We start from the raw sequence: 17,597 nt of genomic DNA on the forward strand, positions 1-17,597 counted from the left end.
TCTATGAAAGCGCACCTGACCCTTCTGGCCGCCAGTCTTTTACTGGTGGCCTGCGGCACCCCTTTGTCGGCACCAGACAGCGGCATCCAGCCGCCACCGGCCTGGCAAAGTTTCGACACCGCAACCGCTCGAACCGATAACCAGCAATGGTGGACGCACTTCGGCAGCCCGCAATTGAACCGTTTGATCGAGCAGGCGCGCCGGGAAAGTTACGACCTCGCTGCCGCCATGGCCCGGGTGCGCCAGGCCGAGGCCAGCGCAGTGATCGCCGGCGCGCCGCTGCTGCCAGCGCTCACAGCCGGGCTCAACGGCACTCGTCAAGAGTTGTTGCGGGGCAAGGGTTACAGCCAACTGGACGTCAATCGGGACAACCGCACCATCGACTATTACGACGCCCACCTCAGCGCCAGCTATGAGCTGGACTTCTGGGGCGGCAAACGGGCGGCCCGGAACAGTGCACTGAGCAGTCTGTCAGCCAGCCAGTTCGACCGGGCGACCGTGGAATTGACCCTGCTCAGCGGCGTCGCCAACAGCTACACCCAGGCGTTGTCCCTGCGCGAGCAACAGCGCATCGCCGAACAGAACCTGGACAACGCCCAACGCGTACTCGATCTGGTGCAGACCCGCTACGACGCCGGCAGTGCCACGGCCCTGGAGTTGTCCCAGCAAAAAAGCCTGGTGGCGGCGCAACAGCGCAGGTTGCCTCAAGTGCAGCAGCAGGCCCGGGAAGCCTTGATCAGCCTGGCGGCGCTGCTGGGGCAACCGGTGCAGTCGGTCACACTCGACGATGAGAATTTCGACCGATTGCACTGGCCCGCCATCGACGCCGGGGTGCCCAGCGACCTGCTCAGTCGCCGCCCCGACATCGCCGCCGCCGAAGCCCGCCTCGCCGCCGCCCAGGCCGACATCAGCGTAGCCCGCGCGGCCATGTTGCCCTCCATGACCCTGGGCCTGAGCCTCGCCAGCGGCGCCGACATTGCCGAGCAGTTGCTGCGCAACAACGTCTACAACCTCACCGCAGGTTTGGCCGTGCCGATCTTCAACAACGGCCGCCTGAGCGCCGAACGCGACCGAGCCACCGCGCGCCAGGAAGAACTGCTGGAGCTCTACCGCGCCGCCATCATCAACGGCTTCGCCGACGTCGAAAAAGCCCTGAACGGCATCCACGGGCTCGACCAGCAGCGACAATGGCAAAGCGAAGAACTGCACCAGGCCCAGAGCGCCTTCGACATCGCCCAGAGCCGTTATCAGGCCGGCGCCGAAGACCTGCTCACCGTGCTGGAAACCCAACGCACGCTGTACGCCGCCCAGGACATGAACGTGCAATTGCGATTGGCGCGAGTGCAGGCGAGCGTGGCGTTGTACAGGGCGCTGGGTGGGGGTTGGCGGGTGATGTAAACCTTCGCCCGCCTTATCAAGCCAAGTGACACCCGTGGCGAGGGAGCTTGCTCCCGCTGGGCTGCGCAGCAGCCCCAATGGCCGGTACCTCGGTGGGTCAGATCGTTTGAGGGGGCTGGTTTTGGGGCCGCTTCGCAGCCCAGCGGGAGCAAGCTCCCTCGCCACAGATAATTCTCCACGTTTCATTAAAGGGGGTTCGGCTTAGGTTCTGTTTATCCGGCCATGTAGGACGTCCGAGCAAGGCTACGCTGCCTTGCGCCATTGCCTACAACTGCGCCAGAATCCGTCGGCTTGTGCGCTTGGTCCCCTGCCGATAACTTGTTCCCCGTCACTGCTCATCAGTGATCGGGTCTGCAAGCCCGCCGAATACCAGGCGCATAGCCGAAGCCAATCGACACGTTCGTGTTCGTTTTATGGCGGCTGTGTGCGGGAGACCTTCGGGTCTGCCGGGTTCCTGGTTTCCCGGTCTTGCAGACCCGCGCATAGCTGCCACCCCATCATCTGCAAGTGATGTCTGGCAGCGCCCTTTGAATAATCAGGAGCTGCACCATGTTCAAGATCACCCCCAATCCCCCCGAAGACGATTCCAAAAAACTCAACGAAGCCGCCGACCGCGCCCTCGCCTTTTACCTCGACCCCAAACCTGAAAACCCCACTCTACCGCCGGGCCAGTTGTTCACCGTTGCGGAAGGTGCGGACCTGGAATGCCTGTTGGCCAACCTCAGCGAAACCCTTTCCTCGGTCAATGTCATGGCCAACGAACTGGCCTTTGATCTGGAAGGCGCGCGACGGAGTTTCGCCCTGGGGATCCAGCAGATGGTCGAGCTGAGTGAGCTGCTGGCGAACCGTGCCCTGGACATTGCCGCGCCGCGATAAAACTTTCCCAACAAATCTCAAGCCTAGTGAAACCTGTGGCGAGGGAGCTTGCTCCCGCTGGGCTGCGCAGCAGCCCCAATGGCCAGCACCTCGGTGGGTCAGATTTTTTTGAGGGGGCTGGTTTGGGGGCCGCTTCGCAGCCCAGCGGGAGCAAGCTCCCTCGCCACAAAAGCAGTCATTCACACCGCTCAGGTTCGGTCAGTCCAAGCCAGGGTTCACACCGGCTTACTCTTGAGATTACGCGCATACCACGGCCGCTGCGGCACGCGGCGGAACAGTTCGGAGAGTTTTTTTTCGTCGCTGCCGAAGGTGATGCGCAGGGCCAGTTTCATGGTTTCCGGGTCCATTTCCACCGAACGTCCGGGCTGCAAACCCGGTGTGGTGCTGCAGCCATGGGTGACCGGGCCCAGCCAGGGGTCGGCGATTTCTACCCAGCGGCCGGGGGCGAACCACGGCACACCGTTGACTTCCAGCCGGCTCACTTCACCCGGATGGAAACGTTCGTGAGCGCGGAACCAGTCTTCGAGGCGGTCGTCGATCCAGCCGTGGAAGGCCCAGAACACCGGGTTCACATGGGAGGAAAACGGGTCGCCGAGAAAATCGTTTTCCGGTTCGTACCAGCGCTGGGCGAAGTCCGCCGGGGCGCGGGCGAAGGGCACCGGGTGGCCGTTGGAAGGATCGCGGGGCACCGAAGCCCAGCGCATGTGCAGCCAGTCATGCAGGCCCAGTTCCACTTCCGAGCCAAACTGGCCAAGGGTCAGTTTCGACAGGTAGCGCGGGTCGCGGTAGCGCGATTCCCAGACCTGGAAATTGCTGTGATAGGTCTCGGCAGTCTTGATGTCACTCACCCATTGGGCGTACTGCTCGTCGCCACTGGCCAGCCAGGTGGGCGGCAAAGCTGTGCCATCGTGGTTATCGAAATACCGGGCAAAGCCCAGGCGATCACGCTCCAGTTCCGGCTGCGGCAACGGGAAGCGCGGCCACGACGGCAGCGGCTGGAACGAACGGGCCGTGCCGAGCATGTGCCGGTGCATGAAAAAGAAATCCACGCCCGAGCCGTTGCGATCCTTGCGCTTGCCACGAGCGTCACGTTCATGGTCCCGTGGGCCGGGCTGCCAGCCGATGCCTCGCAAGGCATTGCGCTTGTCTTCGTCCAGGCTGTGCCATTTGTCCCGCGAGGCGTGCCAGAGCTGATGGAACAACCGATGCTCCGGCGACACCAGCCAGGCCAGCAATGGCGGGCTCAGCGGCGTGCGTTCCCGGGCTTCGGGGAACGGCAGCTTGCGGGCGATGAACTGATTGTCGAGTTCCGGCAGCGCCAACGGGCGATCCAGGCGCAACACGCGACCGCTGAGGGTGGCAGTGCCGGCATTGCCGAAGCCGGCCCAGACCTCGTCGAGGGTCATGATGAATTCGTAGACCGGCGCGTCCTGCCGGGTCCCGATCAGGCGCCAGCTCAATTGTTTCTTGTCATCCCCCGCCAAGTCGCCCAGCACTCGATAATGCGGCTCATCACCGGCGCGCAACCGCTCGGCGGTGTCGAGGCAGCCCACCAGGCCACGGCCCTTGTGGGCGATGTCGAGGAACACTTGCAGACCGTCGCCGGGCAAACCGTCCAGGCCCGCGTCGCTTCCTGAAAAACGGATCGTCCAGATACCCCGCAGCGTATCGGCCCGGCGCTGCCCCGCCACGTCCGCCACATCGAATGAGGCCTCGCCGGGGGTGATGGTGGGGTCCGGCCGGGTCAGTTCGCGATGCCCGTAATACACCGCAGGCACGGCGGCACCGGTCAGCGCCAGGCCCGCCATGAACCATCGTCGAGAAATCGTCATTGCCTTACCTGTGTTCGGCCCTGGAGCGGGCTTTATCCAAGCTAGAACGATGGGGGGACTGACAAATTTATAGGGGCTGTGAGGGCCTCATCGCGAGCAGGCTCGCTCCCACAATGGATCTGGTACATCCGCGAGAGATCGGTCGACCGTCAGACCGCTATCGCGAGCAGGCTCGCTCCCACAGGTGAGCGCGTTCAATGTGGGAGCGAGCCTGCTCGCGATAGGGCCATTGGCCCCACCTAAATTTCCCCGCCGATCACTCGTTCTCCCCAGATAGCAAAGCCCCCCCGCAGCGAACCTGACTGAGATCGGCAATGACAACACCACGTTCGAAAAAAGCTCTCTTCATCGGCGTGCCCCTGGCCCTTGCACTGGCGGTCGGCGGCGGCCTGGCGGCCTGGGACCACTGGTGGCGGGACAACCCTGGCTACCCGGTCAAGGTGATGAAAGAGGCCAGGGAACTGCACGAGCGCCTGCTGTCCTTCGACAGCCACATCTCCGTGCCACTGAATTTCGGCACCGCCGGTCACGAGGCGGACAAAGACGGTAAAGGCCAGTTCGATCTGGTCAAAGCCAACCGCGGGCACCTGTCCGGCGCGGCCCTGACGATCTTCGGCTGGCCGGAGTTGTGGAACGGCCCCAACGCGCCGCACAAGCCCACCGCCGGCTTCGTCGAGGAAGCGCGCAATCAACAGGAAGTGCGCTTCAAGATCATCACCGGCATGGTCCGCGACTTTCCCAACCAGGTCGCCATCGCCTACACCCCGGATGACTTCCGGCGCCTGCATGGCGAAGGCAAGTTCGCGATTTTCATCAGCATGCTCAACGCCTATCCCCTTGGCCATGACCTGAGCCTGCTGGACCTGTGGACGGCGCGGGGCATGCGCATGTTCGGCTTCAGCTACATCGGCAACAACGACTGGGCCGACTCCTCGCGCCCTCTGCCGTTCTTCAACGACTCACCTGACGCCCTCGGCGGCCTATCGGACATTGGCAAGCAAGCGGTGACGCGCCTGAACGACCTGGGCGTAATCATCGACGTCTCGCAGATGTCGACCCAGGCCCTGGAGCAAGTTGCGCAACTGAGCCGCACACCCTTGGTGGCCTCCCATTCCGCACCCCGGGCCATGGTGGATATCCCGCGCAACCTCAGCGACAAGGAAATGCAACTGATCAAGGCCAGCGGTGGCGTGGTACAGGTCGTCGGTTTCTCCCAATACCTGCGCCCGCTGACGCAAAAGACCCAGGACAAACTCAACGACCTGCGCAAGCGTTTCGACCTGCCACCGCTGCCCAACCTGGCCATGGCGCTGATGCCGGGCGATCCGATCATCGCCGCGTGGCCGGAACAGAAATTCGGCGAATACGCCGGCCAGCTCTACGGCATTCTGGAGGAGGAACCCAAGGCCAGCCTCAAGGACCTGGGCGACGCCATCGATTACACCGTACGCAAGATCGGCATCGACCATGTCGGCATCAGTTCGGACTTCAACGAAGGCGGCGGCGTCAAAGGCTGGGAAGACGTGGGCGAGATCCGCAACGTCACCGCCGAACTGCTGACCCGCGGCTACTCCGAAGCGGACATCGCCAAACTGTGGGGCGGCAACTTTCTGCGGGTCTGGGATCAGGTCCAGCAAGCCGCGCGGCCTGCCGTGGCCTCGACCCGGGGGGCCGTCCAGCCATGAATGAGCGCCGGACCTTTCTCAAGCACGCCGGGATCCTTGCCGCCGGCCTGCCGCTGGCCGCCAGTCTTCCCGCCCCGGCCATTGCCGATCCCCTGCCGCCATTGCCCCGGGACAAATGGGCGCAGTTGCGCTCGCTGTTCAACCAGGACCCGGACTACCTGCACTTCTCCAATTTCCTGGTCACCACCCACCCGCGCCCGGTACGTGAGGCCATCGACCGGCATCGCGCCGCGCTGGATAAAAACCCGGGACTGTTGATGGACTGGGACCTGGGCGTCACCGAGGAGCGCGAGGAAAACGTCCGCACCTGGGCCGGCCGCTACCTGCAAGCGACCCCGAAGCAGATCGCCCTCACCGGCAGCACCACCGAAGGTTTGTCGATCATCTACGGCGGCGTCCATGTGGCAGCCGACCAGGAAATCCTCAGCACCGCCCACGAACATTACGCCACCCATACCATCCTTGATTTACGCAACCAACGCGACGGCACCCGGGTGCGCAAGATCAAACTGTTCGAGAACGCCCACAACGCCAGCCACGATGACATCCTGCACGCCATCGACCGCAACATCCGTCCTGAAACCCGCGTACTGGGCATGACCTGGGTGCATTCGGGCAGCGGCGTGAAGCTGCCGATCGACAAGATCGGCGCGCTGGTGGACAAGCACAACCAGGGCCGCAGCGATGCGCAACGCATCATCTACGTGGTGGACGGCGTGCACGGCTTCGGTGTTGAAGACCTGAGCTTCCCAGCGATGAATTGCGACTTCTTCATCGCCGGCACCCACAAATGGATGTTCGGCCCCCGCGGCACCGGCCTGGTGTGCAGCCGCAGCGAAGAGCTCAAGTACGTCACGCCGATCATCCCGACCTTCTCCGAAGCCACGGCGTTTTCCACCACCATGACGCCCGGCGGCTACCACGCCTTCGAGCATCGCTGGGCGGCGGACGAGGCGTTCAAGCTGCACTTGCAACTGGGTAAGGCCGAGGTGCAGGCGCGCATTCACACGCTCAACACCTACTTGAAAAAACAGCTGCTGGCGTTGCCGCAAATCGAGCTGGTCACGCCCATGAGCCCGGACGTGTCGGCCGGTTTCACCTTCTTCCGGGTCAAGGGCCGCAAGAGCGACGAGATCGCCGCCTACCTGATGCAGAACCGGGTGATCGCCGACGCCGTGCATCGCGACGCCGGGCCTGTCATTCGAACCGCGCCGGGCCTGCTCAACACCGAAGCCGAGATCGATCGCTTCATGGGCTTGCTGGGCAAGACACTCTGAACCTGACTTTATCGAGAGAAATGGATGAACAGTTTTCCGTTGAAGCTATTCCCGGCACTGGCCCTCGCCGCCCTGCTGCCCTCCGGTGCCCAGGCCTCGCAACCGGGCCAGGTCTTTCGCGACTGCAAGGACTGCCCGGAAATGGTCGTGCTGCCCACCGGCACCTTTCAGATGGGCACCCCGGAAGACGAAGTGGGTCGCGAGCCCGACGAAGGCCCGATGCACCCGGTGACGTTCGCCAAGCCACTGGCGATCAGCCGCTTCCAAGTCTTGAAGGGCGAATGGTTCGCCTACCTGCGCGACACCGGGTACTCGATGCCCGACGGCGATAAACGTCCCGGCCGCGCGTGCAAGGCCGGCATCCCGGACTATCAGGGCAGTGACCCGCGCAAGCAATACACCGACCGGCATCCGGCGGTGTGCATGAATTTCGAAGAGGCCAACGCTTACGTGGCCTGGTTGTCGAAAAAAACCGGCAAGCCATACCGCCTGGTCAGCGAGTCCCTGCGCGAGTACGCCGCACGCGGCGGCTCCAGCGGGCCGTTCCCCTTCCCGTTCGACGAGGGCAAGGAATACAGCATCGCCCAACATGCCAACACCTATGGCGCGGCCGACGGCTACAACTTCACCGCCCCGGCCGGCAGCTTCGCGCCCAACGCCTTCGGCGTGTACGACATGCACGGCAACATCTACGAGTGGACGGCCGATTGCTATAACGAAAACTACATCGGTGCCCCGAGCGATGGCAGCGCCTGGCTGACCGGCAAATGCGAGTTCAAGCGTATCCGCGGCAACGACTGGGGCGAGGCACCGGTGTTCTCCCGCTCCGGCAACCGCAACGCGCTGGTGCCGGGCAATCGGGGTGACTGGATTGGTTTTCGGGTGGCACGGGATATGTAAATCGGCAGGCCCACCCAAATACCTTGTGGCGAGGGGATAAATCCCCTCGCCACAAACGGTGTTCCTCAGGCCATTCGCCGTTAAATCCCCTCCCACATCAACCGTCTTACAGACAGACGCGCCTGCGCCCTAAAGCCCTCCCGGCGACCATCCGCGATGGCCTGCGCCCTTTTCATCAAGCAGGGAAACCTCCATGAGCCAACCAACACGCGGGGTGATCAATGAACTGTTCATCCTGCTCAAACCCTTCCGGCTGATTGTCGTAGGCTCCATCCTCTTGGGCATGCTTGGCGGCCTGAGCATCACCGCCCTGCTGGCGACCATCAACGACGCCCTGAACGCCGCGGCCAAACCCACAGCCCAGACGCTGGTAACGTTCGTGGTGCTCTGCGCGGTGGCGCTGCTGACCTCGATTCTTTCCGACATCGGTAGCAACCACGTCGGTCAGAACATCATCGCCGGGTTGCGTAAGTCCCTTGGCAAGAAGGTGCTACTGGCGCCCATCGAACAGATCGAACGTTATCGCAGCCACCGGCTCATCCCGGTACTGACCCACGACGTCAACACCGTCAGCAATTTCGCGTTTTCGTTCGCACCGCTGGCCATCGCCTTCACCGTGACCCTCGGTTGCCTGGGTTATCTGGCCTACCTGTCACTGCCGATGTTCTTGCTGCTGCTGGTGGCGCTGGTGATCGGCACGGTCGTGCAATACCTGGCCCGGGCTCGTGGCATCAGGGGGTTCGAAGCCGCCCGCGAGGCCGAAGACGCGCTGCAAAAACACTACAGCGCGATCGCCGCTGGCGCCAAGGAACTGCGCATTCATCGCCCACGCCGCCAGCGCATGTTCAGCCAGCGCATCGAAGCCACCGCCGATAATATTTGCGACACCAATATTCGCGCGGTCAACACTTTCGTGGTGGCCAAGACCTTCGGCTCGATGCTGTTTTTTGTGGTCATTGGCTTGGTGCTGGCCCTGCAATCGCTGTGGCTGGGCACCGACAAGGCCGTGCTTAGCGGCTTCGTGCTGGTGCTGCTGTACATGAAGGGCCCGCTGGAATACCTGGTGATGACCTTGCCGGTCATCAGCCGGGCAAACATTGCCTTCAAGCGCATTGCCGAGCTGGACGAGCAGTTTTCCTCACCGGAGCCGCACCTGCTGCTGGACGACAAGAGCCTTTCCAGGCCAACGCTCCAGCAGCTTGAACTGCGTGATGTGCACTACGCCTTCCCGGCGGTCGAAGGCAGCCAACCCTTCGCCCTGGGACCGGTCAACCTGTCCATCGCCCAGGGCGACATTGTGTTCATCGTCGGTGAAAACGGTGGCGGCAAGACCACGCTGATCAAATTGCTGCTGGGCCTCTATTTCCCCCAGGGCGGCGAAATCCTCCTCGACGGCGCGCCGGTAGGGGCCGCGCAACGGGACGATTATCGCCAGTTGTTCACCACGATTTTTGCCGACTATTACCTGTTCGATGACCTGGTTCAGGGTGACCAGCAGGTGCCTGACGACGCCAACCGCTACCTGGAGCGCCTGGAAATCGCTCATAAGGTTCGCATTCAGGACGGCGCCTTCAGCACTACCGATCTTTCCACCGGCCAGCGCAAACGCCTGGCGTTGCTCAACGCCTGGCTTGAGGAGCGCCCAGTGCTGGTGTTCGACGAATGGGCCGCCGACCAGGACCCGGTGTTCCGACGGGTTTTCTATACCGAACTGCTGCCGGAGCTGAAGGCGTTGGGCAAAACCATCATCGTCATTTCCCACGACGACCGCTATTTCGACATAGCCGATCAACTGGTCCGGATGCAGGCCGGTCAGGTCATCAGTGAGAAAGCCCCCGCAGCCTTTGCCTGAACCATGAGAACACCATGAACCCATTGCTAGATGATGACCTGCTGACCCTGCTGCTGGAGGAGGACGCTGACGCCATGCAAGCCCGCTCCAGCCGCAGCAGGCCGGACCGCGCGCCCTTGTCCTTCGCCCAGCAGCGCTTGTGGCTGGAGCAACAGCGCGACCCGAGCCGATCAGCCTACAACCTGCCGCGCGCCCTGCGCCTGACCGGCGAACTGAATGCCGACGCCCTGGAACAGGCATTGAATCGCGTCATCGACCGGCACGACATCCTGCGCACCGCCTTCACCGAAATCGACGGCGCCGCCACCCAGGTGATCGAGCGCAACGTTTGCCTGACCCTGCACCAGGAGAACCTCGCCGCGCTCGATCAGCCAACACGGGAGCTGGCGCTTTCACAGCGCATCGAACAGCACGCCCGACAACCGTTCGATCTGACCCAGGCGCCGCTGATGCGGGCAACGTTGCTCAGGCTGGGCAGTGACGAGCATGTGTTGTTGCTCAACATGCATCACATCGTTTCCGATGCCTGGTCCAACACGATCCTCATGCAGGACATGACCCAGGCCTATGCCCGGGCCTTGCTCGGCGATTCGTCGCCACTGCCGTCGTTGCCCCTGCAATACGCCGACTACGCGAGCTGGCAACGCGGCGACTATGTGCAGAGCCCGGCCTGCCACCGCAGTGGCGCCTATTGGAGCGACTACCTGGGCCATGAGCTGCCGGCGTTGGAACTGCCTCAGGAGTTTGCGCGCACCGCCAATCAGCAACACATGGCCGGACGCGTGCAGGTGTCACTAGACCCGACAATGGTCCAGGCCTCGGATACGTTCTGTCAGCGGGAGGGGCTTACGCCTTTTGTCGTGGCCCTGGCGGCCTGGCAATTGTTATTGGCTCGGTACAGCAACCAGAACGACTTCACCGTCGGCGTCCCGAACGCCAACCGCAACAGCCACGAGAGCCAGGAGCTGGTGGGATTTTTCGTCAGCAGCCAGGTGTATCGGGCGCGGATCGACTCGACCCGCAGCGCGCTGGATTTCCTCCGGGACCTGCGCGCGCAGTCGCTCGCCGCGCTGGAACATGCCGACTACCCGCTGGAGCTGATCCTGGATCAGTTGCAACGTCCCGGCGCACAGGGCGCCAGTGCGCTGTTCAAGGTCTTGTTCAACTGGCGCACCGGGTCGCCCTCACCGTCGGCGCCAAACCTGGGTCAACTGACGCTGGAGTTTCTCAGTACCGGTGACAACCAGGCCAAGTTCGACCTGTCGCTGGATGTCGATTATTCCCAGCAACAGCTGCTGGCAACGTTCGAATACAGCCGTGATCTGTACCGCGCAGAGACCGTCGAGCGCATGGCCGGCCACTGGCAGAACCTGCTGCGGGGCCTGGTCGAGACGCCTGGATGCGCGCTTGGCGAACTGCAACTGTTGAGCGCCGATGAACACCGAAAAACCTTGGGCGACTGGAACCGTCAGCCGACCCAACTGCGCAGCGAACAGTGTCTGCACCGGTTGATCGAAACCCACGCCGCCAGCACAGGCGACGCCATCGCCCTGACCTTTGAAGGGCAGCACATGAGCTATGCCGAACTCAACCGACAGGCCAACCAACTGGCCCATCGGCTGATCGAGCAAGGCGTCGGTCCCGATGTGCTGGTCGGCATCGCCGTCGAGCGTACGCCACAGATGATCATCGGCCTGCTGGCGATCCTCAAGGCCGGTGGCGCCTACGTGCCGCTGGACCCCGCCTACCCGGCCGACCGCCTGGCTTACATGATCGCGGACAGCGGCGTCACGCAGATCCTGACCCAGGCTCATCTGCGGGAATCGCTGGCGCTGCCCGCTGACATCAACTGTCTGTTGCTGGATTCGGTCGATGCCAATAGCCCCTATCCCGAGCACAATCCGAATGTGCCGATGGACCCAGATAACCTGGCCTACGTGATTTACACCTCAGGCTCGACCGGCCAACCCAAAGGCGCACTGCTGGCGCACCACAACGTCAGCCGATTGTTCCAGGCCACGGACCACTGGTTCAGCTTCGATCATCAGGATGTCTGGTGTCTGTTCCATTCCTATGCCTTCGACTTTTCCGTGTGGGAGATCTTCGGCGCCCTGCTGCACGGCGGCCGATTGGTCATCGTGCCCCACGCCGTGAGCCGTTCGCCGGAGGATTTCCATGCCTTGCTTTGCCAGGAAAACGTCACGGTGCTCAACCAGACGCCTTCGGCGTTCAAGGCGTTGCTGCAGGTCGCCTGCGAGCCTGGGCAACCTCTTGCCCACCGGTTACGACAGGTGATTTTTGGCGGCGAAGCGATCGATGTACAGAGTCTTCGCCCCTGGTTCGAACGTTTCGGCGACCAGACGCCGCAACTGATCAATATGTATGGCATCACGGAAACGACTGTGCATGTCACCTGGCGGCCGTTGTCGATGAGTGACTTGCACAGCGAGGCCGCAAGCCCCATCGGCGAACCCATCGGGGACCTGTCCTGGTATCTGCTCGACGCTCATCTGAACCCGGTGCCCAAGGGTTGCATCGGTGAGCTATACGTTGGCCGGGCCGGCCTGGCCCGCGGCTATCACCGACGTGCCGACCTGACCGCCACCCGCTTCATCCCCGACCCGTTCGACCCGCTGCCGGGTGGCCGCCTCTATCGCACCGGGGATCTGGCCCGCTACCGCACCGACGGCAGCATCGAGTACATCGGACGCCTGGATCATCAGGTCAAGATTCGCGGGTTCCGCATCGAGCTGGGGGAAATCCAGGCGCGCCTGCAAACGCTGCCGGCGGTGCGAGACGGTGTCGTGTTGACCCATGAAGGCCCGGGCGGCCTGCAGCTGGTCGCCTACGTGATTGCCGCACAACCGGCCACGGCCGAGCTACGCGAAGGCTTGTTGAGCGCACTCAAAGCGCAGTTGCCGGACTACATGGTGCCCAGCCACCTGCTGTTCATCGATCATTTCCCGCTCAATGCCAATGGCAAGCTCGACCGCAAGGCCTTGCCGGAACCCGACGCCGGTCTTTGGCATTCCCATTACCTGGCGCCTCGCACTCAGCTGGAAGAAGCCCTGGCACAGCTCTGGCAACAGTCCCTCAAGGTTGCGCGCGTGGGTGTCAACGACAGCTTCTTTGAACTGGGCGGGCATTCGATCCTGGCGATCGAACTGATTGCCAACCTCAAGGCACGCCTGAATATCAGCGTGCGGCTGCAAGAGTTGCTGGCCAACCCGAGCGTCGCCGAGCTGGCCTTGTTCATTTCGCAAAAACATCGGGAACAGACCCAATGCCTGGTCGAACTGAACAACGCACCGGCCAGCGCACCGCAGCTATTTTGCCTGCACCCCAGCGGTGGCATCGTGTTCTGTTACCAGCCACTGGCGCGCAAACTCCAACAGCGGGCGCGCACCGTTGGCGTCATGCACCGCGGCTTCAGTGAACCGCATGCCGGGCCTGAAGCCTGGGGCGAGATGATCGCCGATTACAGCCAGGAAATCGTCAAAGCCCAGCCGCAAGGTCCCTATTACCTGATGGGCTGGTCGTTGGGCGGCGCCATTGCGCTGGACATCGCCGCGACGCTGGAAAGCCTGGGCCACACCGTGAGTTTTCTCGGTTTGGTGGATAGCACGGTTCCCGAGCATCTGTATCCGGCAGCGTTGCCGCGTCATCGGCATTTGCCAGGCGCTGAACAAGCCGACCCGGCCTCTCAGGATCTGCTGGAGGCCATCGAATACTTCGACCTGCTGTTCCCGACCCTCACGGAACGCACGGCGACTTATCGGCGGGAACACCCCGAGAGCACGGTCAAGGCCTTCCATGACTGGGCCGCCAGCCAGATCGAGCCGGGGCGAGGCGACTTGCTGGCGATCGTACAGAGCGTCAAGGATGAAGTCATGAACGCCCAGGCGTTCTCGGTGCATGATCGTTTGCTGGAAGCCTTCGACGGGTTCACCTTCAAACCGGTACGGGTTCGGCCTAGCTGCTGGTGGACACTGGTAGAAAAAACCCCGGAAGAATTGGCATTCTGCGAAGCCTTGATCAAGAGCTACAGCCTGACCGGGGAGTTGCAGTGCTCGGTGCATTCGCCGTTGCGTCACCGCAGTATGATTTTTGATGATGGGTTGCTTGATTCGTTGGTCGAGGCTTTTTGGGCCAGTACGATAGAAGGGGAATAGCGCTTGGGGTCGGTTTGTATATCCGTTGCTGCGGTAACCGCCACTTAGGGTTCCGCCGTTACGGCGGGTCACTTTCGAAAATCCGCAAGCCGGCCCAGGCGAAAGTAGCCAAAGCGCTTCTGCCCCACCACTCGGCACCTGGCTTAGGCTCGGTGTGCCTGAACCACCGCTATCGCGAGCAGGCTCGCTCCCACAGGTTTTTGTGTCGTTTGCAGATGCTGAGGACACCAGCAAACTCATGTGGGAGCGAGCCTGCTCGCGATGACGTCGGCACATCCAACATCCTAGCAAGCTGACCCGCCGCTTTCGCGAGCAAGCTCGCTCCCACAGGTTTTTGTGTCGTTTGCAGATGCTGAGAACACCAGCAAACTCATGTGGGAGCGAGCCTGCTCGCGATGACGTCGGCACATCCAACATCAACGCAAACTGACCCGCCGCTTTCGCGAGCAAGCTCGCTCCCACAGGTTTTTGTGTCGTTTGCAGATGCTGAGAACACCAGCAAACTCATGTGGGAGCGAGCTTGCTCGCGATGACGCAGGCACATCCAACATCCTCGCAAGCTGACCCGCCGCTTTCGCGAGCAAGCTCGCTCCCACAATTGGATTGAGTCCTCCCGCAGGAACAGGTGGGCTATAAGGCCGCCTCGCGTCGGACGTTGATCTCGGCGCCCCGTAACTACGCTGGCCGAACGCAGGCATTGCGCAGTGGGCACCTCGGCAAAGAAAACGGCGCTTTCCCGTCTCGAAAAGCGCCGTTTCCTTAAGTGAACAGCACCACCCACAAGGCAGGTCTATTTCACTCTCGCGAGGATCAGAACTGCGGTTTGTACGTCACGCTGAACATCATGTTGCGTGGATCACCGTAGTAATTGTTCGCGCTGAGCTGACTGTAGGACGGAATAAAGTACTTCTTGTCGAATATGTTGTTGAAGTTCACCGCCAGATTCACTTCATCGTTCAGGTCATACCCCACTCGCGAGCTCCAAATGGAGAAGCCGGGCTGATCGAATTGGCGATCGTAGCTGACCGTGCTGCTCTGGGTGTTGACCCCAGCACCGACGCTGACCTTGTGCCAATCACCCGGCAACCGATAGTCGGCCCAGATGCGTACCATGTGCTTGGGTGTCCAAGTACTGAACACCTTGCCTTTGTTATCCACGTCTTCCAGAAACTTGGTGGTGTTGTAGGTGTAGCTGCTCGAAACCTGCAAGCCTGGCGCCACTTCGCCACTGACTTCAGCTTCAAAGCCCTGGCTTCTGACCTTGCCCGAGGCCACCGAACAGTACCAGCCATCACAAGCGAAACCACCGCTGATGTCGCTGACTGCGCGGTTCTCGTGATCGTAACGGAAGATCGCAAACGAGGTATTGAGCTGGCCATCCATCAGCTCGCCCTTGAGGCCCAGCTCGTAGTTGGTGCCCTCGACCGGCTTGAGGATCGATTGATTTGTATCCCGCACGGTTTGGGGAATGAACACATCAGAGTAGCTGGCGTAGGCCGACCATTGCTCGTTCAGGGCGTAGACCAGTCCGTAGTAGGGTGTGACTTTGCCGCTGTGCTTGGCCGTGCTGCTTGAGGTACCGTTCGCAACACGGGCGAAGTAGGTCTGCGCATCATAGGAAAAGTCATACCAACTGGCTCGCGCACCGACAATCAGTGTCAGCGGCTCAGTCACGTTGACGCGCCAGGTGCCGTAAATGCCCTTCTGCCGCACGTCATAGGTGCTTTCGGTCAAGTTCGCACTGTCGGCGATGCTGTCAAAGGTTGGAAACGGTCGATGATGATCGATGTTGTCGATGTCCACGCCGGGAGTAAAAGCCCGGGCGAAAGCATCGTTGGTTTTGAGCTTGGAGTAGTTGGTACCCAGCATCACGTTCTGTTTGAACGACAGTGCTTCGAAGTCACCATTGACATAGGCATCGAACCCAAGGGTCTTGGTGGAGAAGTCGGTGGAATAATCCGCATAACGCGCACCGCTACCATCAGCCGCTATCGTCCCGGTGATGAACTGATACGTCGCTTCATTGGACTCGTTCATCGCCATCGCAGCGGCTTTGGCCTTCCAGTGATCATTGAAGCGGTGCTCCAGATCCAGGAACACCGAGGTCTGATCATTCACCGCACGGTTCCAACTGGCGCCGGCAAACGAGGAGCGCCCCAAGTTCAAGGCAGTGCCATCGCTATAACGCGGCAGACCGATCAGATAAGGGGTGGAGTGGCCTTTTTTGTTGCTGGCACCGATGCCAAGCACCGTATCCGGGCTCAGGTCGAAATCCACAGCGCCATAGACTGTCTGCTCCCAGTTCGACACGTAGTCGGTGAAGGAATTGCCTTTTTCATAATTGACCACGGCCCGACCGCGAATGGTGCCTTCGGAGTTCAGCGGGCCGCCGACATCAGCTTGACTTGCATAGCGATCCCAACTACCGGCCTTGGCGCTCAACGTAACCGTTGGCGCGGCTTGCGGGCGTTTGCGCACCATATTGATCGCGCCACCAGGGCTGTTGGCACCCTGCAACAGGCCGGCAGCGCCACGCAAGAATTCCATGCGGTCGTAAATAGCCATGTTTTCGGTAATGTAGCTGCCCAGCGAGTACACGTTACGCGGGACCGGTACACCGTCGTACTGCAGCGCTTCGATGTCGAAACCACGGGCATAGATGAACATGCCGGGACCGGGTGATTTGATCGAGCTCATTCCTGGGGTGTTTTCAATCGCCTGGGTCAGGTTGGTGATGTTCTGGTCATCCATGCGCTTGCGAGTCAATACGCTGACCGACTGAGGGATATCCTTGAGCTTCTGTTCCCCTTTTCCGATGGTCACCGCCCCCGTGGTGTAAGAGTTACTGCCCTCGGTGGTCACACCCAATTGCTGGCCGCTGATAGTGGTCGCGCCCAGCTCAAGGGCTTGGGCAGAACCGCGCAGCAGCATCAGGGTATTGCCCTCAACGCTGTACCGCACCCCCGTGCCCTTGAGCAATTCGGTGAGGGCCGCCTGCGGGCTCATCTTGCCGCTGACGCGGTTGCTTTTCAGCCCGGCCATATCGCCGGCGTTGTAGATCACTTGCTGGTTGGTCTGCTGACCGAACGCTTGCAGTGCCTGGGGCAGCGATTGCGCAGGGATGTCGATGCTGACGTCTTCAGCCATCACCTGAGCGCTGAGTGGCAGCAGGCAGACCAGCCCCAGACCGGTCAACACCCGACGCGAACGCAGGCCGCGGGACATGACGAGTGCCTTGAACAGAGGTTTCAACTCATGAATGGATGACATCGTGCTCTCTATTATTGGTAGAAGTAAAAGTCCATGGGGCCGAAGGGCCCGCCGCTCGCCAGCACGAGAGAACCCGCACGGTCGATTGCCCCAAGGGCAATGTGTCAGTGCGGGGCCGACCGGCCCCTCCCCGGGCACGGTCATCCGGCTGGACGACGGCGAAATTTTTGCTGAACACATCCGGTGCCTGAGCGTCCTGCCCGACCCGATTTGTCCACATACCTAAGTAAGACGCAGCACCTGCCAAAAACCGGAATGAGTTTATTTATCATTCGCGAAAAAAGTTAAAAAAAAGCCGGCGCAGAGGGGCGTCGGCCTTTTGTTTCATGCGAGTG

General features: G+C 61.7%; 9 protein-coding genes. 7 read left to right on the forward strand and 2 right to left on the reverse strand.

Features of this window, described 5'->3' with window-relative positions:
* Positions 1 to 3 precede the first annotated feature (3 nt).
* Positions 4 to 1,398 carry an efflux transporter outer membrane subunit gene (locus GKKCFE_RS16920; RefSeq protein WP_445576866.1) on the forward strand — a complete coding sequence of 465 codons (1,395 nt, stop codon included), beginning with the start codon at positions 4 to 6 and terminating at the stop codon, positions 1,396 to 1,398.
* 549 nt (positions 1,399 to 1,947) lie between these two features.
* Entirely contained in the window at positions 1,948 to 2,274 is a 327-nt protein-coding gene (locus tag GKKCFE_RS16925) for a DUF6124 family protein (RefSeq protein ID WP_139049537.1), read from the forward strand.
* Positions 2,275 to 2,489: 215 nt separating this feature from the next.
* Here GKKCFE_RS16925 and pvdP read toward each other — a convergent pair whose 3' ends face one another.
* Complete coding sequence (gene pvdP / locus GKKCFE_RS16930; RefSeq protein ID WP_445576867.1) at positions 2,490 to 4,106, reverse strand: pyoverdine maturation tyrosinase PvdP; 1,617 nt, start codon at positions 4,104 to 4,106, stop codon at positions 2,490 to 2,492.
* Between the two features lie 314 nt (positions 4,107 to 4,420).
* On the opposite strand from pvdP, the gene pvdM reads away from it, so the two are divergent.
* The 5 genes from pvdM to GKKCFE_RS16955 all read left to right on the forward strand — a co-directional run bounded on the left by pvdM (position 4,421) and on the right by GKKCFE_RS16955 (position 13,992).
* Complete coding sequence (gene pvdM / locus GKKCFE_RS16935; protein WP_160891250.1) at positions 4,421 to 5,791, forward strand: pyoverdine-tailoring dipeptidase-like protein PvdM; 1,371 nt, start codon at positions 4,421 to 4,423, stop codon at positions 5,789 to 5,791.
* A complete protein-coding gene (pvdN, locus tag GKKCFE_RS16940) occupies positions 5,788 to 7,068 on the forward strand; it encodes a pyoverdine-tailoring periplasmic protein PvdN (protein ID WP_445576868.1) in 1,281 nt (426 codons plus the stop codon). The genes pvdM and pvdN overlap by 4 nt, the downstream gene beginning before the upstream one ends.
* Before the next feature lie 24 nt (positions 7,069 to 7,092).
* Complete coding sequence (pvdO, locus tag GKKCFE_RS16945; RefSeq protein WP_445576869.1) at positions 7,093 to 7,968, forward strand: dihydropyoverdine dehydrogenase; 876 nt, start codon at positions 7,093 to 7,095, stop codon at positions 7,966 to 7,968.
* Between the two features lie 193 nt (positions 7,969 to 8,161).
* The gene (locus GKKCFE_RS16950) at positions 8,162 to 9,820 is read left to right on the forward strand and encodes a cyclic peptide export ABC transporter (RefSeq protein ID WP_445576870.1); all 1,659 of its coding nucleotides are present in this window, start codon (positions 8,162 to 8,164) and stop codon (positions 9,818 to 9,820) included.
* 14 nt (positions 9,821 to 9,834) lie between these two features.
* Entirely contained in the window at positions 9,835 to 13,992 is a 4,158-nt protein-coding gene (locus GKKCFE_RS16955; RefSeq protein WP_445576871.1) for an amino acid adenylation domain-containing protein, read from the forward strand.
* An 810-nt stretch (positions 13,993 to 14,802) separates the two neighbouring features.
* On the opposite strand, the gene GKKCFE_RS16960 is transcribed toward GKKCFE_RS16955, so the two are convergent.
* The gene (locus GKKCFE_RS16960; RefSeq protein WP_188251385.1) at positions 14,803 to 17,262 is read right to left on the reverse strand and encodes a TonB-dependent siderophore receptor; all 2,460 of its coding nucleotides are present in this window, start codon (positions 17,260 to 17,262) and stop codon (positions 14,803 to 14,805) included.
* Positions 17,263 to 17,597: the final 335 nt, after the last annotated feature.

This window comes from Pseudomonas sp. E141 (assembly GCF_052659885.1).